Genomic DNA, 20,963 nt, shown 5'->3' on the forward strand with positions numbered 1-20,963 from the left:
TGCGTCCTAATCGCGCAGGGTCTGCAGCCAGTCGCGCAGCGCCGCGTTGTCCTCGAAGCTGTCGTCGGGGCGCGGGGGCTGCTGGACGGCCACGACAGTCTGCTCGGCCACGGCGCTGGAGGGCCAGACCCGGTGGCGGAAGTAATGCGCCTCTCGCGCCCCGAAATAGAAGCCGACGATCGCGCCCAGCAGCCACCAGAGAGGCTCGGGGACCATCTGCAGACCCTGCATGCGGATGCCGAAGCCTACCGGCTCGACCATGGCATAGATGAACAGGCCCATCGTCCCAAGGGCCAGCAACGGTCGCGGCAGACGGTTCAGGCCGTTCACGAAATGGTCGAACCAGCCGGACCGGGGGCCGGTAAATTCTTGGCCCAACTGACCGATGGCGCGGGCATAGGCCTCTTCGTCCAGTTCCATCCGGCGGGTGGCGTTCTGCGTGAAGATCTCGGCCACGCCGGACGCGGCGCTGCCGAGGGCGGTGACGGTCGGGGCGACCCCGATGAAGCGGTCGATCAGGCCCATTTGGCGATCCTCGCGCGGTGTTCGGCGTCGGTCAGGCGATAGCGCGGCTGGATGAACTCCTCGGCACGCGTGATCCAGCCGCCCTTGCCGCCTGCGCGGGTGCGGGCATATTTGCGGCTGGCGGGACGCTGATCGGCCAGTGCGTAGTAATAGTTGCGCCGCGCGATCCCATAGGCGTCCGCCAGGTGCAGCGGCGCAGCCTGCGCGGCGTCGCGCACGGCGGCGATGGTCATCGGCCCCACCACACCGTCGTCGGCCGTCCTGAAGCCCATCCGTGTGATCAGCCGCTGCAGGATCTTGATCGCATTGCCGCCCGCGTTGACATACATGTCGAAGACGCTCGGCTGCAGCGCCTCTGGCAGCTCGGACAGGCGCGGCTTGCGGAAATAGTGCTCGACGAAGACCTGCTCGGCCTGGGCGCGTGTCAGGGCACGAACGTCGGCGGCATCGACCCGGCCGTCCCGGTTCAGGTCCATCCCCAGCAACTTCATCGTGCCGGTGGTCACGCCGTGATTGGTGGCACCCCCCGGATCGTCGGGATCGTTGACGTATCCACCCTCGCGCGCCACGATCTCTCGGGCAATCTGTTCGACGCTTGGCATTGGTTCCCCATGACTGGTCCGACCGGGATCGGTCGCCGGGGGATGCTGCGCTGGCGCGCTTAACCGTTCGTTAACCCTGCGCGCGTTGCGTCAGGCGCCGGGCTCCTGATAGACGCCGGTCTCCTTCAGCGTCTCGACGACCTCTCGCGGCATGTAGGTTTCGTCGTGCTTGGCCAGAAGCTCTCGCGCCTCGAAGCGGCCGTCGCGGTACCAGCCCTTGGCGATGGTGCCCTGGCCTTCGCCGAACAAGTCCGGGCGCGGGTCGCCGCCGACATAGGTCACGGGGATCTCGACCGCGCCGTCGGTGATGACGAAGTCGAAGGCGACGCCGGCGCCGTTCACGATCGAGCCGTCCTTGACCAGACCGCCCAGTTGGAAGAACTCGTCAGGTTCGGGCGCGGCCTCGCTGACCTGGGTAGGCGAGCGATAGAGGTTGATCCCGTCGCTGAACCCATAGCCGATCAGGACGACGGCGATGACCAGCGCGACCGCCGCCGAGGCGATGACCTGGATGCGGCGCTGCTTCTTGAGGGATTTCATTCCGGCCATTGCATGCTCCTCGGTTCAGGCGGCCTCGAAGGGGATGGGCCGGCGCAGGAACTGGGTGGCCTTTCCCGAAACCCGCGCGGGATCCCCCGTGGTCAGATACTTGCTGACGGTTCCCGACCCCAGGAATTCGGGCCGGCGCGTCAGGTAATCGGCAAGGCTTTCGGCCACAAGCCCCGCCTGGCTAAAGACCTTGACGCCGGGGCCAAGCGCGCGCTGGAACGCGGACTCCATCAGCGGATAGTGCGTGCAGCCCAGAACCGCGGCCTCGGGATGCGGCATCCGGCGCAGCAGGGCCTCGACGTGGCTGGTCACCAGCGCTTCGGCCAGCATCTCGTCGCCCATCTCGATCGCATCGACGACGCCGCCGCAGGGCTGCGCCTCGACATCGACGCCCACGGCGCGGAACGCGAGTTCGCGCTGGAAGGCGCGGCTGGCGACAGTCGCTGGCGTGGCGAACAGGGCCACGTTGTTCACCGCCACCCGTCGGGGCGGCGAATTGTCGCCCCAACGCCGCTCGGTCAGCGCCTCGATCATCGGCACGAAGACACCGAGGACGCGCTTGTCCTGCGGCAGCCATGTCTCCTGCATCCGCTTCAGGGCGGCGGCGCTGGCGGTGTTGCAGGCCAGGATGACCAGGTCGCAGCCCTCGGTCCACAATCTCTCGACGGCCCGGCAGGTCAGATCGAAGATGTCGTCGGCGGTGCGGACGCCGTAAGGCGCGTGCGCGTTGTCGCCAAGATAGACCAGGGGCAGATCGGGCAGCCGGGCGGCAATGGCCTGATGCACCGTCAAACCGCCCAGACCCGAATCGAACACCCCTACCGCCATGGTCGCATCTCCTGCCTCGCGTGGCGCCCTTCATAGGACGCCGCGCGCGGGTTGGAAATGATTCAGATCATTCAGCGGCTTCACGGATGGGTGCATGGCCGCTGCGGAACTGCGCCAGCAGCTCGGCGCGCCGTTCGGCGGCGCGGGCGGCCGCCTGTTCCTTGACGGGACCGTAACCGCGCACCGACAGCGGCAGCGCCGCCAGTTCAAGCGCTACAGGCATGGTGTGGTCGGTGACCGAGGCGAAGACCTCCTCCATGTCGGCCTCGAATTCTCGGATCATGGCGCGCTCGCGCTTGCGTTCGGCGGAGTGGCCGAAAGGGTCCAGCGGCGTGCCACGCAGTCCCTTCATCGCTGCCAGCACCCGGAACGCCCGCAGCATCCAAGCCCCGAACTCGCGCTTTCTTGGGCGGCCGTTCGAGTCGGTGCCGTTCAACATCGGCGGCGCCAGGTGCAACGACAGTTGCACGTCTCCTTCCCACTGCTCGGCCACCTGCTGCGCCGTCGTCAGGTGCAGTCGCGCAACCTCATATTCGTCCTTGTAGGCCAGCAGCTTGTAGTAGCTTCTTGCGACTGCTTCGCGCATCGGCTCCGGGGCGCGGTCGACCAGTTGCCGGAAGCGGCGCGACAGCCGGCGACCCTGATAATCGACCAGCCGCTTGGCCCGATAGTCGACAGGATCAACGGGCATTGGTGCCACTTCGGCCGGCTTGCGAACCTGATCGGGGAAGGCCATGGCCCACCGGCCAATCTGGAAGGCGCGCTGGTTTTGCGCTACCTTGGCGCCGTTCAGGCGGATCGCCTCCATGATCGCCTGTTCGGTCAGCGGGATCAGGCCCTGCTGCCAGCAGGCGCCCAGGACCAGCATGTTGGAATAAATCGAATCGCCCAGCATCCGCAGTGCCAGGTCGTTGGCATCGAAAAATGCCACCCGGTCCTGCAGCCGCGCCTGCAGCGACATCCGCAGGCGGTCGGACGGCACCTGGAAATCCCGGAACCGGGTGAAGTCGCCGGTGATGATCTCGTGGTCGTTGACCACGGCGCCGGTGCGTCCCTGGGTCATCAGGCCAACCGTCTTGGCGCCTGCGGTTACCACAAGATCGCCCCCGATGACGCAGTCGGCCTCACCCACGGCGACGCGGATGGCGCTGATGTCCTCCGGGCGGTTCGCCAGGCGCAGGTGGATATGGACCGCGCCGCCTTTCTGGGCCAATCCCGCCATCTCCATCATCCCGGCACCCTTGCCGTCCATATGGGCCGCCTGCGCCAGCACCGCGCCGATGGTCACGACGCCGGTGCCGCCGACGCCAGTGATGACGACATTGTGGGTGCCGTCGATGACCGGCAAAGCGGGCGCCGGCAGGTTGGGCAGGTCAAACGCTTCGGCCTTGGGCTTGCGCAGCTTGCCGCCCTTGACGGACACGAAACTGGGGCAGAAACCCTTCACGCAGCTGTAGTCCTTGTTGCAGCTGGACTGGTCGATCTGCCGCTTGCGGCCAAGTTCAGTGTCCAGCGGCACGACAGATACGCAGTTCGACTGGACCGAGCAGTCGCCGCAGCCTTCGCAAACCTCGGGGTTGATCCAGATGCGGCGGTCGGGGTCCGGGAACTGGCCCTTCTTGCGCCGCCGCCGCTTCTCGGCCGCGCAGGTCTGAATATAGAGGATCGCGCTGACGCCCTGGGCGGTCTCCAGCTCTCGCTGGACGGCGATCATCTCGGCCCGTTCCTCGAATCGCAGGCCGGCGGGGAACTGGCCGCGGTCCACGTCCTCCTTCTCGTCATAGACGACGACCAGCGGCGCCACGCCCATCGCCTGCAGCTCGCGCGCGATCTGCGGCGCGGTCAGCCCGCCCTCGTTCGGCTGCCCGCCAGTCATCGCGACGGCGTCGTTATAGAGGATCTTGTAGGTAATGTTGGTCCCCGCAGCCAGCGCCGCACGGATCGCCAGGATGCCGGAGTGGTTATAGGTTCCGTCGCCGAGGTTCTGGAAAACATGATCTCTCTTGCTGAACGGCGCCTCGCCGATCCAGTTCGCGCCCTCGCCGCCCATATGCGTGAAGCCTTCGGTTTCGCGGCCCATCCACTGCACCATGTAATGGCAGCCGATGCCTGCATAGGCGCGACTGCCCTCCGGCAGACGGGTCGAGCTGTTATGCGGGCAGCCGGAGCAGAACCAAGGCGTGCGGGTCGCGATCTCGGGGGCGTTGTCGTTGCGGCGAACCTCGTTCAGCCGCGCCAGTCCGGCTCGCACATGCTCGGTTCCCCGGCCCTCCTCGATCAGGATGTCGCCGATCTTCTGCGCGATCATCACCGGGTCCAGCGCATAGCGGGTCGGGAACAGCTCCTCGCCCGTGAGATCGTGCTTCCAGCCGTGGACGCGGCGGCCGCGGCGCTTGTCGAAGATTGCTTCCTTCAGCTGCACCTCGATCAGCTTGCGCTTTTCCTCGACGCAGACGATCAGCTCCAGGTCCTCGGACCATTCCTGGATCGACTTCATGTCCATGGGCCAGGTCTGCCCGACCTTGTAGGTGGTCAGGCCCAACCGCTCGGCCTCGGCCTCGTCGATGCCCAGAAGCGACAGGGCGTGGACCAGGTCCAGCCAGTTCTTGCCGGCGGCGACGAAACCGATCCGCGCACCGGGCCTGCCCCAGACGCGATGGTCGATGCGGTTCGCACGGCTGAACGCCTCGGCCGCCCACCGCTTGTGGTCGATCATCCGCGCTTCCTGCGCGACGGGCGTGTCGCCAAGCCGAATGTTCAGCCCGCCGTCGGGCATGTTGAACTGCTGCGGCTGGACGAACTGAAGCCGGTGCGGGTCGCCATCGACGACAGCCGTCGCCTCGACCGTGTCCTTCATCGTCTTCAGGCCGGTCCAGACACCGGCATAGCGTGACAGCGCGAAACCGTATAGGCCATAGTCCAGGATCTCCTGCACGCCGGCTGGCGACAGGACAGGAATATAGGCGTCGATCATCGCCCAGTCCGACTGGTGCAGCACGGTCGAGCTTTCGCCCGTGTGATCGTCGCCCATGGCCATGACCACGCCGCCATGCCGTGACGATCCCGCCATGTTGGCGTGCCGCATCACGTCGCCAGTGCGGTCGACGCCGGGCCCCTTGCCGTACCACAGCGCGAAGACGCCGTCGTGGCGACCCTCGCCCCGAAGTTCCGCCTGCTGGCTGCCCCAGATCGCCGTGGCGGCAAGATCCTCGTTGAGGCCGGGCTGGAAGATGACGCCGGCCTCTGACAGCCGCTTGCCCTCGCGCATCATCTGCAGGTCGACACCGCCGAGCGGGCTGCCGCGATAGCCCGTCACCAGGCCGGCGGTATCAAGCCCTGCATGCTTGTCGCGTGCCGATTGCATCAGCATCAGGCGCACCAGTGCCTGCGTGCCATTCAAAAGAACGTGTCGCTTCGACAAGTCAAAGCGGTCGGCGAGCGTAAATTCCTGCTGGCTCATTGCTGCGTCTCCTCCTATGCCTTACGGCCCCTCAAGGGAAGTATAGGTCAGAGTAGCTGACTTACGAACAGAAAAATCTGCGCTTGACGAACACGGTTTCGGTGCGCAGGTGAAAGTCAGGTCTGCAAAATTCGCATGGCTGTTATGACAGGAATGTAACGGGGATGGACTGGGACAAGCTTAGAATCTTTCACGCGGTGGCCGACGCGGGCAGCCTGACCCATGCCGGCGACACGTTGCACCTGTCGCAATCGGCGGTCAGCCGCCAGATCCGCGCGCTCGAGGAGTCGCTTGGCGCGACCCTGTTTCACCGCCACGCCCGCGGTCTGATTCTGACCGAGCAGGGAGAGCTGCTGTTCGAAGCCACCTCGTCCATGGCGCGCAAGCTGGACAGCGCCTCGGCCCGCATCCGCGACAGCGAGGAGAACGTCTTCGGCGAACTGAAGGTGACCGCGACGGTCGGCTTTGGCACGCTGTGGCTCGCGCCGCGGTTGGTGAAACTCTATGAGAAGTTCCCCGACCTGCGCATCGACCTGATGCTGGAGGAGCGGGTGCTGGACCTGCCGATGCGAGAGGCCGACGTGGCGATCCGCATGAAGGAACCCAGCCAATCCGACCTGATCCGGCGGCGCCTGCTGAACATCCGCATGCGGCTTTACGCCAGCCCCGAATATCTGGCGGCGCGGGGCGTCCCGGCCACGCTGGCCGAACTGGGCAAGCACCGCCTGATCTGCCAGAAGCCCGACCTGCCGCAGGTCGCCGCGGGCGCCCGGCTGGTGCAAGAGCTGATGTCGCAGAACGTCGGATCGACGCTGACCGTGAACAACTATTTCGGCGTCCTTCAGGCCGTGCTGGCGAACCTTGGGATCGGTGTGCTTCCGGACTACCTGACGGCTGACCATCCGAACCTGGTCCGGGTCTTTCCCGACGTCGAATCTGGTGAGGTTCCCGTCTTCCTCGCCTATCCCGAGGAACTGCGTCAGACGCGGCGCGTGGCCGTTTTCCGCGACTTCGTCCTCGAGGAGATCCAGGCCTATCGCCGCTTTCAGAGCGACGCCGGAGCCGCCTGACACGCGGCCGCGCCTCAACCGCTAGGTGCAGCCATTACGCCACTGCATGGCGGCTATGACATCTCGGCGGGCGCAATTGTCTTGAAGAGTTCACAGACTGCACATAGATCGGGCTTCGAAGGCGATGGTCCGCTTAATCGCGCATCACCTTCTACCTCCCTGTTGGACTTAGGCCGGGCCTCGTGCCCGGCTTTTTTTTGTCCGTTTCCCGCTGCCTGCGGCCTTCCCATGCGGGATGCCAGCGCCTAAAAGGCCGGTGATTTCACGCGCAGGAAGGCAGGATCATGCAGGACCCCCAGATCACCCCCGAACTGATCGCCGCGCACGGGCTGAAGCCCGACGAATACGACCGCATCCTGCAGATCATCGGGCGTGAGCCGACCTTCACGGAACTGGGCATCTTCAGCGCCATGTGGAACGAGCACTGTTCCTACAAGTCGTCGAAGAAATGGCTTCGCACCCTGCCCACTGATGGCCCGCAGGTCATCTGCGGCCCCGGTGAGAACGCGGGCGTCGTCGATATCGGCGACGGCCAGGCCGTGGTCTTCAAGATGGAGAGCCACAACCACCCCAGCTACATCGAGCCGCACCAGGGCGCCGCGACCGGGGTCGGCGGCATCCTGCGCGACGTCTTCACCATGGGCGCCCGCCCCATCGCCGCGATGGACGCCCTGTCCTTCGGCCGCCCCGAACACTCTAAGACTGCGCATCTGGTCAAGGGCGTGGTGGAAGGCATCGGCGCCTATGGCAACGCCTTCGGCGTGCCGAATGTCGGCGGAGAAGTGCGCTTTCACGCCAGCTATGATGGCAACTGCCTGGTCAACGCCTTCGCCGCGGGCCTCGCGGATGCCGACAAGATATTCTATTCCGCAGCGTCAGGCGTCGGCATGCCCGTCGTCTACCTGGGTGCCAAAACCGGCCGCGACGGCGTCGGCGGCGCCACCATGGCCAGCGCCGAATTCGACGACACGATCGAGGAAAAGCGCCCCACCGTTCAAGTCGGCGACCCCTTCACCGAGAAATGCCTGCTCGAGGCTTGCCTGGAGCTGATGGCGTCGGGCAGCGTGATCTCGATCCAGGACATGGGGGCCGCCGGCCTGACCTGCTCCGCGGTCGAGATGGGCGACAAGGGCGGCCTGGGGATCAAGCTGACGCTGGACCACGTCCCGCAGCGTGAAACCGGGATGACGGCATACGAGATGATGCTGTCGGAATCCCAGGAACGCATGCTGATGGTGCTGAAGCCTGAAAAGGAGGCCGAGGCCCGCGCGATCTTCGAAAAATGGGACCTGGATTTCGCCATCGTGGGCGAGACGATCCCCGAGGACCGCTTCCTGATCCTGCACGGGAACGAGGTCATGGCCGACCTGCCGCTGTCCAAGCTGTCCTCCAGCGCGCCTGAATACGACCGCCCCTGGGTCGAAACGCCCGTGGCGGCCGACGCCGCGCCCCTGCCGCAGATCGCGCCCATCGCGGCCCTGCGCGCCTTGATCGGCAGCCCGAACCACGCCCACAAGGCCTGGGTCTGGGAACAGTACGACACGCAGGTCGGTGCCGACACGATCCGGCGTCCGGGCATGGGCGCGGGCGTCGTGCGCGTGCACGGCACCCGCAAGGCGCTGGCCTTCACCAGCGACGTCACCCCGCGCTATGTCCGCGCAAATCCCTTCGAAGGCGGCAAGCAGGCCGTGGCCGAAGCCTATCGCAACCTGACGGCCGCAGGCGCCCTGCCCCTGGCCACCACCGACAACCTGAACTTCGGCAACCCGGAAAAGCCCGAGATCATGGGTCAGCTGGTCGGCGCCATCAAGGGTATCGGAGAGGCCTGCCGCGCGCTCGACTTCCCTATCGTGTCGGGCAACGTGTCGCTTTACAACGAGACCGACGGCAAGGGCATCATGCCCACGCCGACCATTGGTGGCGTCGGGCTGATCGCAGATCTGGACGACCTGATCGCAGGCCTGCCCGCTGACGGCGACGTGGCGCTGGTCATCGGCGAAACCGCAGGTCATCTTGGCCAGAGCGCGCTGGCATACGAGGCCTTTGGACGGGAAGACGGCGACGCGCCGCATGTCGACTTGGCGGCCGAGCGCAAGCACGGAGAGTTCCTGCGCGCCAACCGCAAGCTCGTCTCGTCGGCAACTGACCTGTCCGACGGCGGCCTGGCGCTGGCCGCCTTCGAGATGGCCGAAGCCGCAGGTCGGGGTGTCACCCTGGACAGTGACGACATCGCGCAGCTTTTTGGTGAGGATCAGGCCCGCTACCTGGTCGCCTGCGCACCCGACGCCGCCAAGGCGCTGCTGGCCGCGGCAGCGGATGCCGGTGTTCCGGCGGCCAGGGTCGGCCGCTTCGGCGGCGACGCCGTCGCCATCGGCGGCGATGCCGCACCGCTGGCACAGCTGTCCGACCTCTACCGCTCGGCCTTTGCGAAGGCGATCAGGGGCGACATGCCCGACCACGCATGAGGCTCTGCGCTCCGGAAGGTTTCGCCGCGCTGATCACGGCGGCCGGACGCGGAAGCCGCGCCGGCGGCGGCCAGCCCAAGCAGTGGCGCCACCTTGCTGGACGTCCGGTTCTGGACCGGACGATCGACGCCTTTCGCGGCTTCCAGCGCATCGTCCTGGTGGTACATCCCGACGACATGGCCGAGGCGATGGCCCGCTATGCCGGAGAGGTGACCATCGTCACCGGCGCCGACACGAGGACCGCCAGCGTCCGCGCCGGGCTGGCGGCGCTCGACGGTCAGTCAAACCATGTCCTGATCCATGACGGCGCACGCCCCCTGGTGTCGGCCAACGTGATCCGCGGCGTCATCGACGCCTTGCAATCGGGTGCCGAGGCTGCGGCGCCGGCCCTGCCCGTCTCGGACGCGCTGTGGCGCGGGGCGCAGGGGCATGTGACGGGGACGACGCCGCGCGACGACCTTTTCCGTGCGCAAACGCCGCAGGGCTTCGTGCTGGACCGCATCATCGCCGCCCATGACCAAGGCGCCGAGGCTGCCGATGACGTCGAACTGGCCCGGCAGGCCGGGATGACGGTTGTCATCACGCCCGGCTCGGAAGACAATCTGAAGATCACCTGGCCCGCCGATTTCGCGCGCGCCGAACGCATCCTGGGAGGTGCCATGGATATCCGCCTCGGCAACGGTTACGACGTCCACGCCTTCGGGCCGGGCGACCACGTGACGCTCTGCGGCGTCAGGATGGCGCACGACGCGGGCTTGGTCGGCCACTCCGACGCCGATGTCGGCATGCATGCGCTGACCGACGCGATTTACGGGGCGCTGGCGCAGGGCGATATCGGACGGCATTTCCCGCCGTCGGACCCGCAGTGGAAGGGCGTCGACAGCGCGATCTTTCTGACGCATGCTGCCGATCTCGCCCGCTCGTCCGGGTTTCGCTTTGGCAATGCCGATGTCACCCTGATCTGCGAGGCCCCAAAGATCGGCCCCCATGCGATGGCCATGCAGGACCGCCTGTGCGCCATCATGCAGATCGAACCGGGCCGCGTCAGCGTCAAGGCCACCACGTCAGAACGTCTGGGCTTCACCGGGCGCCGCGAAGGCATTGCCGCCATCGCGACAGTGACACTCATCAAGGATTAGGACATGGAGCGCCTGCTCTGCATCTGGTTCGGCGCCGGGCTGCTGCGCCCCGGACCCGGCACCTGGGGATCGATCGTTGCCGTCGCGTTGGGGCTGGTCCTGCACCGCATTGGGCACTTTCCCCTGCTGGCCCTTGCGACCGGGCTGGTGATCCCCCTGGGCTTCTGGGCAGTGGGCCGGCACACCGCTGGCATGACCAATCCCGACCGCCCCGAGATCGTCATCGACGAGGTCGGCGGCCAGTGGGTGGCACTGCTGTTCCCGTCATTCGGGTTCTGGATGATGGGACTGCCCAATGAAAGCTTCCCCTATCCGGGATGGGTTGCGGCCTTCCTCTTCTTCCGCCTGTTCGACATCTGGAAGCCCGGCATCATCGGTCGAGTCGACCGGCGGCATGACGTGCGCGGCGTGATGGTCGACGACCTCTGGGCCGGGATCTTCGCGGGCCTTGCCACCATGATGGCGGCGGCGGCGTTCCACATCCCGATGATGCTATGACCCTGGCGTCCGAGGTTCTGGACGCCGCCCGCGCACGTCGCGTGATGATCGCCACCGCCGAAAGCTGCACCGGCGGCCTGATCGCCGGCGCATTGACCGAGGTTTCTGGTTCGTCAGACGTGGTTGATCGCGGTTTCGTCACCTATTCGAACGCTGCCAAGATGCAGATGCTGGGCGTGTCGGCCGACACGCTGTCGGACCACGGCGCCGTCAGCGAGGAGGTGGCTGCGCAAATGGCGACCGGTGCCCTGCGCCACTCGGATGCCGGGATCGCGGTGTCGGTCACCGGCATCGCGGGACCCGGCGGGTCCGAACATAAGCCCGAGGGTCGCGTCTGCTTCGGCATTGCACAGCCCTTCGGTGTCACCACTTCGACAGTCGAGTTTGGCGCCATTGGCCGTCACCGTGTCCGTGCGGCGACGGTGGAACACGCGTTGAACCTGCTGCTGGGCGCGTTGCGGGCCTAGCCGCGCAGGATCGCCGCCAAGGCCTCGACATCCTCATCCGGACTGTCCCAGGCACAGACAAGGCGCAACGGCACCGGGTCCATCCCCTCGGCCGACTTGTCGGGCCAGAGGTGATAGACAGCCCCGGCCGCCCGCGCCCGCGCGTGCGTTTCGGCCGGAACGGTCGCGAAGACTGCATTGGACTGCACCGGCTGCAGCAGTTGCCCGCCCCCGGCCTCGACCGCGGCGGCCAATGTCCGGGCCTTGGCATTGGCGGCATCGGCCAAGGTCAGCCACAGCCCGTCGCTGGCCAAGGCCAGCATCTGCGCCGCCAGAAAACGGCTTTTCGAGAAGACATGGCCGGACTGCTTGCGGCGATAATCGAACGCCTCCGCCCGAGCCGGGTCGAAGAAGATCACCGCCTCGGCGGCCATGGCGCCGTTCTTGGTGCCGCCGAAGCAGAGCGCATCGACCCCCGCCCGCCACGTCACATCCGCGGCCGAACACCCCAGTGACGCGACTGCGTTCGCGAATCGGGCACCGTCCATGTGCAGCGGCAGCCCGGCCTCATGCGCGACCGATGCCAGCGCCGCCACGTCATCGGCAGTATACACGGTGCCCCACTCGGTCGCGTTCGTGATCGAAACCATGGCGTTTCGCCCGCCATTCAGGCCCCCGCCCGCGCCGATGCGGATGGCGTTGGACAGAACCGCTGGCAGCAGCTTGCCGCCGCTGCCTGGCAGCGTCATGAGCTTTGCGCCATGCGAGAAAAATTCGGGCGCCGCACATTCGCTGGTCTCGATATGCGCGTCCTCGTGGCAATAGATCCGCCCGAACGCGGGCGACAGCTGCGCGCAGACCAGCGCGTTGGCCGCCGTCCCGGTCGCCACGAACCGCACCACTGCATCCGGCGCGTCCAGAAGGTCGCGCATGGCGGCCTCGGCCTCGGCGGTCACGGGATCGGCGCCATAGCCCATCATCGCCCCCGAATTCGCCCGCGCCAGAGCGGCCATGACGGCAGGATGGGCAGCATAGGCATTGTCAGAAGCGAAATTCATGACAGGTCCTCGATGATGTGGTGTTCCCAGTCGTCTTCGCTAACCGTCACTTCGCTCACGGTCCAGCCGCGGACGCTGGCACCCGCCTTGTGCACGCTGTCCGGATCGCCCGAGATCAGGTGATGCCAGTCGTAAAGCGGCTTGCCCTCGTGCCGCAGGCGATAGGCGCAGGTGGCCGGCAGCCACCAGGCGATCTCGCTGATCTTGGCGGGGGTCAGGACCACGCAGTCGGGGACATAGTCGTGGCGATTGGCATAGCTGCTGCAGCGGCAGGCCTCGCCATCCAGCAGCTTGCAGGCGACGCGCGTGAAGGCCAGCTCGTTCGTGTCCTCGAACTCGATCTTGTTCAGGCAGCACTTGCCGCAACCGTCACAGAGCGCCTCCCACTCGTCGGGCGTCAAGTCGGGAAGCGGCAGTTCCCAGAAGCCCTCCCGCATCAGCGCCCCGCCAGCAGGCGACGCGCATCCTGCGCGTCCTGCGCGATCTGGGCGATCAGCGTGTCGACATCGGCAAAGCTCGCCTCGTCGCGCAGAAAGTCCACCAGCGCGACCGACAGGTGCTGGCCGTATAGATCGCCTGAAAAGTCAAAGAGGTGCACCTCGAGGTTGGGTGCATTCCTGCCGAACATCGGCCGCACGCCAAGCGAGGCGACGCCCTGACAGGATAGCCGGTCGGGGCCGGTCAGTACGTCGACCAGTACCGCATAGACACCCAGACGCGGCAGGTGCAGCCCGTCCATGCGCATGTTCGCCGTGGGCCAGCCGAAGTCGCGGCCGCGCTTGTGGCCATGCACGACCTCGCCCTCGATGCGGTGCCAATGGCCCAGCATGCGTTCCGCGTCATGGGTGCGGCCGTCGGTCAGCGCCTGGCGGATGGCGGTCGAGCTGTATTCCGCCCCCGCACCACCAACCAGCGGCACGATCGTCACGCCGAAGCCCATCTGCCGGCCAAGCGCGCGCAGCGTCTCGGCGGTGCCGGCGCGGTTCTTGCCGAAGCAGAAGTCGGCGCCGACGGTGACATTGGCCACGCTCAGGCCGTCCACCAGAACCTCTTGCGCGAAGGCTTGAGGCGACAGTCCCGCCAGGACAGGGCCGAACGGCAGTTCATAGAGCTGGTCCACGCCAAGACGCGCCAGACGGTTCGCCCGCGCCTCGGCGTTCATCAGACGGAAGGGCGGCGCGTCACTTGCGAAGTACTCGCGCGGATGCGGTTCGAAGGTCAGGACGCCCAATGGCGCATCGGCCGCGTTCCGCGCCGCCTCGATGACCGCCCGGTGGCCCTTGTGGACGCCGTCGAAGTTGCCCATGGCGATCGTCGCGCCGCATGCTTCTTTCGGAAGTCCGGTCCAGTCGCGATGGATTTGCAATGCGCCCCCACTGGGACGCCGGTTGCACGCCCCTTCAGTCGAACTTGCGGCTTGGGGCCAGCACGACCGCCTCGCCTTTCAGCACGACCGTATCACCCACGAGACACCGGGTTGCAAGCGTGACCCGCCGTTTTGCATGGTCGATCGTCTCGACGGTCACTTCCGCACGCACCAGGTCGCCCGGGCGCACTGGCGCCATGAACTTGAGCGTCTGACCCAGATAGACCGTCCCGTGCCCTGGCAGCTGTTCTCCAATCACGGCCGACACGAGGCCAGCCGTCAGCATCCCGTGAGCGATCCGACCCTCGAAGATCGTGTCCTGCGCATAATTGTCGTCCAGATGGACAGGATTGCGGTCGGTAGACACCTCGGCGAACAGTTCGATATCGCGATCGGTAATCCGCTTCTGCAGGTAGCGCGTCATCCCGATCTCAAGATCCTCGACGACAATCGTGCCGCGGGGAAGATTATCCAGCATCCTACGCTCCACTTGCGTGACCCGTTCGCGTTCAGTTTCTGCATAGCAGCAACCGATACGCGTGGCAACAATATTTCGCCACCGGAGCGCAAGGGATAAAAAGATTACTCGTTGGATCGACGCGCCATGAAGCGCGTCGCCTGATCAGCGCAGGCGCCCGATGGCAAAGGTCGGCGCGCGCTGCTGCACGGCCAGCCACTCGCGCAACAGCACTGCATCAGGCTGTTCCACATCGCTACCAAAGGCATCGGCGGCAAGCCCACCCGTCACGAAGATCGAGTCGATGCCCTGCGCCTCGGCGCCCTTGATGTCGGTCGCGATCCCGTCGCCGACCGCCAGATACCGTGCGTCCGGTCCCAGGCCCATCAGCCTGCGGGCCCGGTCATAGATCGGCGCATGGGGCTTGCCGAAATAAAGCGCCTTGCCGCCCATGCTCTCGTAGTATTCAGCCAGCGCGCCGGCGCAGTAGATCCGCGTTTCTCCCAAGTCGACAACGATATCGGGGTTGGCGCAGAGCATCGGCAGGCCGCGATCCCGCGCCGCCAGGAAGCGTTCGCGATAATCCTCGGGCGTCTCGTGCAACTCGTCGAAGGGGCCTGAGGCGACGATGCCTTCGGCTTCTTCCAAGGGCACCCGGACGACCGGCGTGGCGTCGCGGTGCTCATCGGGGACGTCGGTGAAGAACCCGAGGTCCTTCTCGGTCCCTATATGCCACAGGCGGCGGCCGACAGCGCCGTCGAACATAGCGTCCTGCGCGGCGTCCCCTGAACTCACCACCAAGTCCCAGCAGTCGCGGGGAACGCCCATCCGGTCCAACTGTCGGATGACATACTGGTTCGGGCGCGGGGCGTTCGTCATCAGGCAGACCTTGCCGCCCTGCGTCCGGAATGCCTGCAGTGCCGCGACGGCTGCCGCAAAGGGCTGCTTGCCGTTGTGCAGGCAGCCCCACAGGTCGCAGAACAGCGCGTCGTAGCCGGCCGAAATCTCGGCCAGCGAGGCGATGATGCGGGTCATCAGACCGCCAGGACCGGGATGATCTGCTTCTTGCGGCTCATGACGCCCGGCAGGACGACGGTATCGCCGGTGACAGTGGCGCCGAAGCTGCGTTCGGCCACGGACTTGACGAAATTGTTCGGAACCAGCAGCGTCGCCTCCTCGCGCAGGATGTCGACGATGAACAGAAGCACCTCGTCGGCGCCATCCTCGGCGGCGACTGCGGGCATTGCCGCCATCAACGCGCCCTTGCGGTCCAGCAGGACCTGCGGGGCCGTCGTCTCGAGCACAGAGACGCGCAGCTGCTTGCCCCCGAGGTCGTATTCCTTGCTATCCATGCGCAGAAGCGCCGCGTCGCTGAACGCGCTGACATCGGACTTGGCCGCAAACATCTCGGCCGCGAACTCGCTGACGTTCACGCTCAGGTCGGCCGCCAGCTTCTCGGCCACGGCGCGGTCGTGGGGCGTCGTCGTCGGGCTACGGAACTCCAGCGTGTCGGACAGGATGCAGGTCAGCATCGCGCCCTTGATACCTTCGGGCGCGCGCGCCATGTCGTCGCCGATCAGGTCGTGCATGATGGTGGCGGTGCAGGCCAGCGGGCGGATCGTGATGTTGATCGGCGCCCGGGTCTTGATGCCGCCGGCCAGCAGGTGGTGGTCGATGATCTCGATCACCTCGGCCTCGCTGATCGAGGCGGGCAGTTCGGCGGAGTTGTTCGTATCTACGACCACGCAGCGGTCGCCAGCGGCGACGTCGTCGATGATCTGCGGCTTGGTCAGGCTCCAGCGGTCCAGCATCCAGGCGGCTTCGGTGTTGGGTTCACCCTGCAGCACGGCCTCGGCCGGAGTCTTGCGGCACTCGGTCAGGTACCAGGCCCAGATGATGGGCGAGCCGGTCGAATCCGTATCCGGAGAGGTGTGGCCGAAAACCTTGATCATGATGTGCCTCAGATGCTGTGCGGGAACGTTGGCGCCTTATACCAGCCGGGTCAGCGTTGTCCACGACCGGAACAACGCCTTTGGAATGCAAAGAGGCGCCCCAAGGGCGCCTCTGGTCATCAATCTGACGCGGATCAGGCCGCGCGGGTCATCAGGACTTCCTCGACCCGCTTCTGCGCGCCGCCTTCGTCCAGACCGCCCACCGCCGCGACCTCGCGGGTCAACCGGTCCAGCGCAGCCTCATAGAGTTGACGCTCGGAATAGGACTGCTCGCGCTGGTCGTCACTGCGGTGAAGGTCGCGCACAACCTCGGCAATGGACATCAGGTCGCCCGAGTGGATCTTCTGTTCGTATTCCTGCGCCCGGCGCGACCACATCGCACGCTTGACGCGGGCCTTGCCCTTCAGCGTCTCCAGCGCGCGGTCGATCAGATCCGGGGTGGAGAGGCTCCGCATGCCGATCTCGCTGGCGCGGGCAGTCGGCACGCGCAACGTCATCTTGTCCTTGTCGAACGAAATCACGAACATTTCCAGCCGAAGCCCGGCGACTTCCTGCTCTTCGATCGAAACGATCCGGCCCACGCCATGGGCAGGATAAACGACAAAATCATCGGGACGGAATTCGTTCTTCTTGGATTTCGACATCTGGCTTCCTCTGAAACGCGCCCGCATGACGGGCACAAAGGGCCGCAGGGAGGCGGCGCCTCCCTCGGTCCATCTTGATCCTGACAGCTATCTCCGGTCCGGCAGCGGGCACGGAGGTGGCATCCACTGAGATGCGCAACTTAAGGAACCATAACACAAAAATGACGCGAAAAAAAGCGTCAGGAATGGTGCCAATTCCCGCGACTGGAACGTAGGGTCGCGGAACCTAATCAACGTCTTACGACCAGCCGGTCATGATGGCCGCCACCGAATCACCCCGGCCGGTCAGTCGCCCTCGCCCGGCGCTTCCGAAAAGTACTTGTCCAGCTTGCCGTCCTGCCCGTCCATCTCGGCGGCCGTCGGCAGCGGGTCCTTCTTGCGGGTGATGACCGGCCACATCTCGGAGTACTTGCGGTTGAACTCGACCCACTTCTCCATGTCCGGCTCGGTGTCGGGGCGGATCGCGTCGGCCGGGCATTCAGGTTCGCAGACGCCGCAGTCGATGCACTCGTCCGGGTGGATGACCAGCGTGTTCTCGCCCTCATAGAAGCAGTCGACGGGGCAGACCTCCACGCAGTCCGTGTATTTGCACATGATGCAGTTGTCGGTCACCACATAGGTCATCTGGTCGCTCGCGTCTTGATGTTCGGGGTGTCACCTAGTCGCTTCGGCGGGATCAATCAACCCGTCGCGATCTTCGGTGTAAAGCTGCTGCGCCTCAACCGCGGGGCCGCGACGTTCGGCGAGACCAGCAACGGTCAGAACGCGAACCCGGCCATGCGCGGAAATCGTCAGCCGGTCGCCGGGGCGCACTGTGCGGCCCGGCTTGCGGCAGGGCTGGCCGTTCACCCTGACGCCGCCGCCCTCGATGCGGTCGGCGGCCAGACCTCGCGTCTTGAAGACACGCGCGAAGAACAGCCACTTGTCCAGCCGCAGGCCGCCGGCCGCCTCGGTCACGTCAGGTCTTGTCCTTCAGCGCAGCAAGGATCGCGAACGGGCTGTCGGGATCGGCCTTCTTCTCAGGGCGAGAGGAGAAGGTCTTGGGACCCTGCTGCGCCGGCTTGCCGCCCTTCTTCGGGCCGCCGAACTTGCCGCCCGGCTTGCCCTGCCGGCGTTCGCCCTTCCCCGCGTCGTTCCGCGGATTCTCGGACCGCTGCCCGTCACGGTGCGCAGCTTCAGGCTTCTGCCCTTCGCGCGGGCCCTCACGGCGCTGGCCGCCACGGCGACCTTCGCCTTGCGGACGGTCGCCCTGCGGACGGCGATTGCCGCGCGGCTTGGGCGCCCAACGAAAGGTATAGAAGGTCTCCATCTCGGGCGCGGCGGCTTCCTCGGGAGTGGCGGCCTCCTCGGGCGTAGCGTCCGCCTCTGGAGCGGCATTTGCCTCGGCGCGGCGCTTCTCGGCCTGCTCGGCCTCCCACCGGGCGCGGGTCTCGGCAGCCAAGACCGATTCTTCCTCGGTCATCGGCGCGTCAGAGGTTTCACCTTCGGGCGCGGGCGTGGCCGCGACCGGCGCTTCGGCCGCCTTGACCTTGACCCGCTCGCCCTTCTCGGCGGCATAGCCCAAGCCCTGCATCAGGCCCGAGAACTGCTCCAGCGTCATGCCGGTGATCGACAGCATGTCAGGATTCGCCTCGAAGCCGCCGCGCGTGTCCTGCGCGCGCAGCAGGTCCGCCAGCCGTTCGAGCATGTCGATGCGGATCGCCCGGTCGCCCGCGGGCCGATAGCCCGAGAGCGCGTAGACCTGGTCAGGCACCTCGGCAAGGTGCGGGATCGTCACCAGGCCCGGCGGCGGGCTTTCGGGAAACTCGGCCAGACCTTCGGCCAGCGACCACAGCACCAGCCGCAGGCGCGTCGGCGCAGGCTTCAGCAGCGCCGGCATGAAGATGGTGAACTGGCCGAAGCGGACGCCGTGCTTGCGCAGCGCGCCGCGGGCGTCCTGGTCAAGCTCCTTCACCTCGGCGGCGATGCCGTCGCGGGGCAGGATGCCAAGCGCCTCGACCAGCCGGAAGGCGAAGCCGCGGGCCAGGCCGGTCAGCGCCTCGTCCTTCTGCAGCGTGATCAGCGGCTCGAACAACGCCGCCACCTTGCGGTCGATGAAGTGCTGCGCCCGCTTGCGGACCTTGTCGGCGATGTCGGGTCCGGCCTCTTCGTCCACGAAGACCTCGACAGCCGGATGCAGCGGGTCAGAGCCCTTGACCAGCTTGCCGACGGCCTGGTTGCCCCACATCAGGCCGCCCTGCTCGGTATAGTCCATCTCGGTGTCGGGCGCATTGTAGAACCGGTCCGCGCGCAGGTGGAACTCGGGGCGCAGCGCCTCGTAGCTGGCGCGGTTCAGCATCTTCGCCTCGTCCGCCGTCGCGGTCTGGTCGGGGCGGAAGCGGAATCCTTCAAGCCGACCGGCGAATTCGCCCTCGACCGTCACTTCGCCCTTGTCATTCACTTCGGCCACAAGGCTCTCCTTCTGGTTGAGCCGGCGCAAAAGCACTGACGTGCGCCGGTCCACAAATCTCTGGGTCAGCGCCGCATGCAGCGCATCTGACAGGCGGTCTTCTACAGCGCGAGTCTCGGCTCGCCAATGCTTTTCGTCCGCAACCCAGTTCGTTCTTTGCGCGACATAGGTCCAGGTCCGGATATAGGCCAGCCGCTTCGAGATCGCGTCGATGTCGCCATGCGTCCTGTCGATCCGCTTGATCGCGCGGTCCAGCCAGTCGGCGGGAATATGACCATCCTGCAGGAAACCGAAGATTCGCGCCAGCAGCGTCGCATGCTCCATCTGAGAGATGCCGCGGAAATCGGGGACGCGGCAGACCTCCCACAGCAGCCGGACGTCCTTGCCGCCGCGCACGCGGTCGCGGATCTCAGGCAGTTCCCGCAGGATCTTCAGCGCGGCGACGTCATCGGCCTCGCGGCCGCGGGCCAGCAGCTCGTGGCCGGACGCGGCCTCCAGGCTGTCCACCAGCCGGTCCATCGTGCCGAATTCCAGGGCCGTGTTGCGCCAGGTCAGCCGCTGGATCGGCGCGAAGCGGTGATTTTCCAGCGCGTCGATCAGGCCTTCGTCCAGCAATTGCGCATCCCCGGTGACGCCAAAGGTGCCGGATTCGGTATGCCGCCCGGCCCGGCCGGCGATCTGGCCCATCTCATGCGGGAACAGCGGTCGCACGCGGCGGCCGTCGAACTTGTGCGTGGCGCTGAAGGCGACGTGGCGGATGTCCAGGTTCAGGCCCATGCCGATGGCGTCGGTGGCGACCAGGTAATCGACCTCGCCGTTCTGGTACATCTCGACCTGGGCGTTGCGCGTGCGCGGCGACAGAGCGCCCATGACGACGGCGCACCCGCCCTTCTGGCGGCGGATCAGCTCGGCCATGGCATAGACGTCATCGACGCTGAAGCCGACGATGGCGCTGCGGGCGGGCATCCGCGACAGCTTCTTCGACCCCGACCAGCTGAGGGTCGAGAACCTCTCGCGCCGGACGAACTGCGCTTCGGGGACCAGCGCCGCGATGGCGGGACGCATCGTGTCGCTGCCTAGGAACAGCGTCTCGTGCAGCCCGCGCATGTTCAGCAGGCGGTCCGTGAAAACGTGACCGCGTTCGGGGTCGGCACACAGCTGGATCTCGTCGATTGCGACGAAATCGGCGGCGATGTCGGGCATCGCCTCGGTCGTGGCCACCCAGTACTGGACGCGGTCGGGAACGATCCGCTCCTCTCCGGTGACCAGGGCCACGACGGACGGTCCCCTCGCCTTGACGATCCGGTCATAGACTTCGCGCGCCAACAGCCGAAGCGGCAGGCCGATGACCCCCGTCCGGTGGCCCAGCATCCGCGAGATGGCGTGATGCGTCTTGCCCGTGTTGGTGGGCCCCAGGATGGCGGTGATCCGCCCGCGCGTCGTCATGTTCATTCC

Annotated in this window: 20 protein-coding genes; 5 read left to right on the plus strand and 15 right to left on the minus strand. The window is 66.5% G+C overall.

The window, feature by feature from the left end:
- Positions 1-6: 6 nt before the first annotated feature.
- From OC184_RS06405 to OC184_RS06425, 5 genes are all read right to left on the minus strand, one after another.
- A complete protein-coding gene (locus tag OC184_RS06405) occupies positions 7-525 on the minus strand; it encodes a holin family protein (protein ID WP_265506353.1) in 519 nt (172 codons plus the stop codon).
- Entirely contained in the window at positions 516-1,127 is a 612-nt protein-coding gene (locus OC184_RS06410) for a holin-associated N-acetylmuramidase (protein WP_265506354.1), read from the minus strand. Before OC184_RS06410 ends, OC184_RS06405 begins: the two co-directional genes overlap by 10 nt.
- Positions 1,128-1,217: 90 nt before the next feature.
- Positions 1,218-1,667 (minus strand): cytochrome c maturation protein CcmE, encoded by a 450-nt coding sequence (ccmE, locus tag OC184_RS06415; protein WP_265506395.1) that lies wholly within the window; start codon positions 1,665-1,667, stop codon positions 1,218-1,220.
- Between the two features lie 24 nt (positions 1,668-1,691).
- Complete coding sequence (locus tag OC184_RS06420) at positions 1,692-2,504, minus strand: glutamate racemase (RefSeq protein ID WP_265506355.1); 813 nt, start codon at positions 2,502-2,504, stop codon at positions 1,692-1,694.
- A 67-nt stretch (positions 2,505-2,571) separates the two neighbouring features.
- On the minus strand, positions 2,572-5,964 hold the full coding sequence (locus tag OC184_RS06425; RefSeq protein ID WP_265506356.1) for an indolepyruvate ferredoxin oxidoreductase family protein: 3,393 nt from the start codon (positions 5,962-5,964) through the stop codon (positions 2,572-2,574).
- A 164-nt stretch (positions 5,965-6,128) separates the two neighbouring features.
- Between OC184_RS06425 and OC184_RS06430 the strand changes: the two genes are divergently transcribed.
- The 5 genes from OC184_RS06430 to OC184_RS06450 all read left to right on the plus strand — a co-directional run bounded on the left by OC184_RS06430 (position 6,129) and on the right by OC184_RS06450 (position 11,603).
- A complete protein-coding gene (locus tag OC184_RS06430; protein ID WP_265506357.1) occupies positions 6,129-7,034 on the plus strand; it encodes a LysR family transcriptional regulator in 906 nt (301 codons plus the stop codon).
- 284 nt (positions 7,035-7,318) lie between these two features.
- Positions 7,319-9,499: a phosphoribosylformylglycinamidine synthase subunit PurL gene (gene purL / locus OC184_RS06435; protein WP_265506358.1), complete on the plus strand. Its 2,181-nt coding sequence runs from the start codon at positions 7,319-7,321 to the stop codon at positions 9,497-9,499.
- Entirely contained in the window at positions 9,496-10,638 is a 1,143-nt protein-coding gene (locus tag OC184_RS06440) for a bifunctional 2-C-methyl-D-erythritol 4-phosphate cytidylyltransferase/2-C-methyl-D-erythritol 2,4-cyclodiphosphate synthase (RefSeq protein WP_265506359.1), read from the plus strand. The genes purL and OC184_RS06440 overlap by 4 nt, the downstream gene beginning before the upstream one ends.
- Positions 10,639-10,641: 3 nt before the next feature.
- Complete coding sequence (locus tag OC184_RS06445; RefSeq protein ID WP_265506360.1) at positions 10,642-11,136, plus strand: phosphatidylglycerophosphatase A family protein; 495 nt, start codon at positions 10,642-10,644, stop codon at positions 11,134-11,136.
- Positions 11,133-11,603 carry a CinA family protein gene (locus OC184_RS06450; RefSeq protein WP_265506361.1) on the plus strand — a complete coding sequence of 157 codons (471 nt, stop codon included), beginning with the start codon at positions 11,133-11,135 and terminating at the stop codon, positions 11,601-11,603. Before OC184_RS06445 ends, OC184_RS06450 begins: the two co-directional genes overlap by 4 nt.
- Here OC184_RS06450 and OC184_RS06455 read toward each other — a convergent pair.
- From OC184_RS06455 to OC184_RS06500, 10 genes are all read right to left on the minus strand, one after another.
- Positions 11,600-12,640 (minus strand): threonine aldolase family protein, encoded by a 1,041-nt coding sequence (locus tag OC184_RS06455; RefSeq protein ID WP_265506362.1) that lies wholly within the window; start codon positions 12,638-12,640, stop codon positions 11,600-11,602. The two genes, OC184_RS06450 and OC184_RS06455, sit on opposite strands and share 4 nt — an antisense overlap.
- Complete coding sequence (locus OC184_RS06460; RefSeq protein ID WP_265506363.1) at positions 12,637-13,077, minus strand: YcgN family cysteine cluster protein; 441 nt, start codon at positions 13,075-13,077, stop codon at positions 12,637-12,639. Before OC184_RS06460 ends, OC184_RS06455 begins: the two co-directional genes overlap by 4 nt.
- A complete protein-coding gene (locus tag OC184_RS06465) occupies positions 13,077-14,006 on the minus strand; it encodes a bifunctional riboflavin kinase/FAD synthetase (RefSeq protein ID WP_265506364.1) in 930 nt (309 codons plus the stop codon). The genes OC184_RS06460 and OC184_RS06465 overlap by 1 nt, the downstream gene beginning before the upstream one ends.
- 34 nt (positions 14,007-14,040) lie before the next feature.
- Entirely contained in the window at positions 14,041-14,484 is a 444-nt protein-coding gene (locus tag OC184_RS06470) for a MaoC family dehydratase (protein WP_265506365.1), read from the minus strand.
- Between the two features lie 144 nt (positions 14,485-14,628).
- A complete protein-coding gene (locus OC184_RS06475; RefSeq protein WP_265506366.1) occupies positions 14,629-15,498 on the minus strand; it encodes a TIGR01459 family HAD-type hydrolase in 870 nt (289 codons plus the stop codon).
- Complete coding sequence (locus OC184_RS06480) at positions 15,498-16,415, minus strand: manganese-dependent inorganic pyrophosphatase (protein WP_265506367.1); 918 nt, start codon at positions 16,413-16,415, stop codon at positions 15,498-15,500. The genes OC184_RS06475 and OC184_RS06480 overlap by 1 nt, the downstream gene beginning before the upstream one ends.
- Before the next feature lie 134 nt (positions 16,416-16,549).
- The gene (locus tag OC184_RS06485; RefSeq protein ID WP_265499968.1) at positions 16,550-17,059 is read right to left on the minus strand and encodes a CarD family transcriptional regulator; all 510 of its coding nucleotides are present in this window, start codon (positions 17,057-17,059) and stop codon (positions 16,550-16,552) included.
- Between the two features lie 285 nt (positions 17,060-17,344).
- Positions 17,345-17,683: a ferredoxin FdxA gene (gene fdxA, locus OC184_RS06490; protein ID WP_265506368.1), complete on the minus strand. Its 339-nt coding sequence runs from the start codon at positions 17,681-17,683 to the stop codon at positions 17,345-17,347.
- A gap of 30 nt (positions 17,684-17,713) precedes the next feature.
- Positions 17,714-18,016, minus strand: a complete 303-nt coding sequence (locus tag OC184_RS06495) for an RNA-binding S4 domain-containing protein (RefSeq protein WP_265506369.1) — start codon at positions 18,014-18,016, stop codon at positions 17,714-17,716.
- A 1-nt stretch (position 18,017) separates the two neighbouring features.
- Positions 18,018-20,954 (minus strand): helicase-related protein, encoded by a 2,937-nt coding sequence (locus OC184_RS06500; RefSeq protein WP_265506370.1) that lies wholly within the window; start codon positions 20,952-20,954, stop codon positions 18,018-18,020.
- Positions 20,955-20,963 lie beyond the last annotated feature (9 nt).

The organism is Paracoccus rhizosphaerae (genome assembly GCF_026162645.1).
GTDB classification, from domain to species: domain Bacteria; phylum Pseudomonadota; class Alphaproteobacteria; order Rhodobacterales; family Rhodobacteraceae; genus Paracoccus; species Paracoccus rhizosphaerae.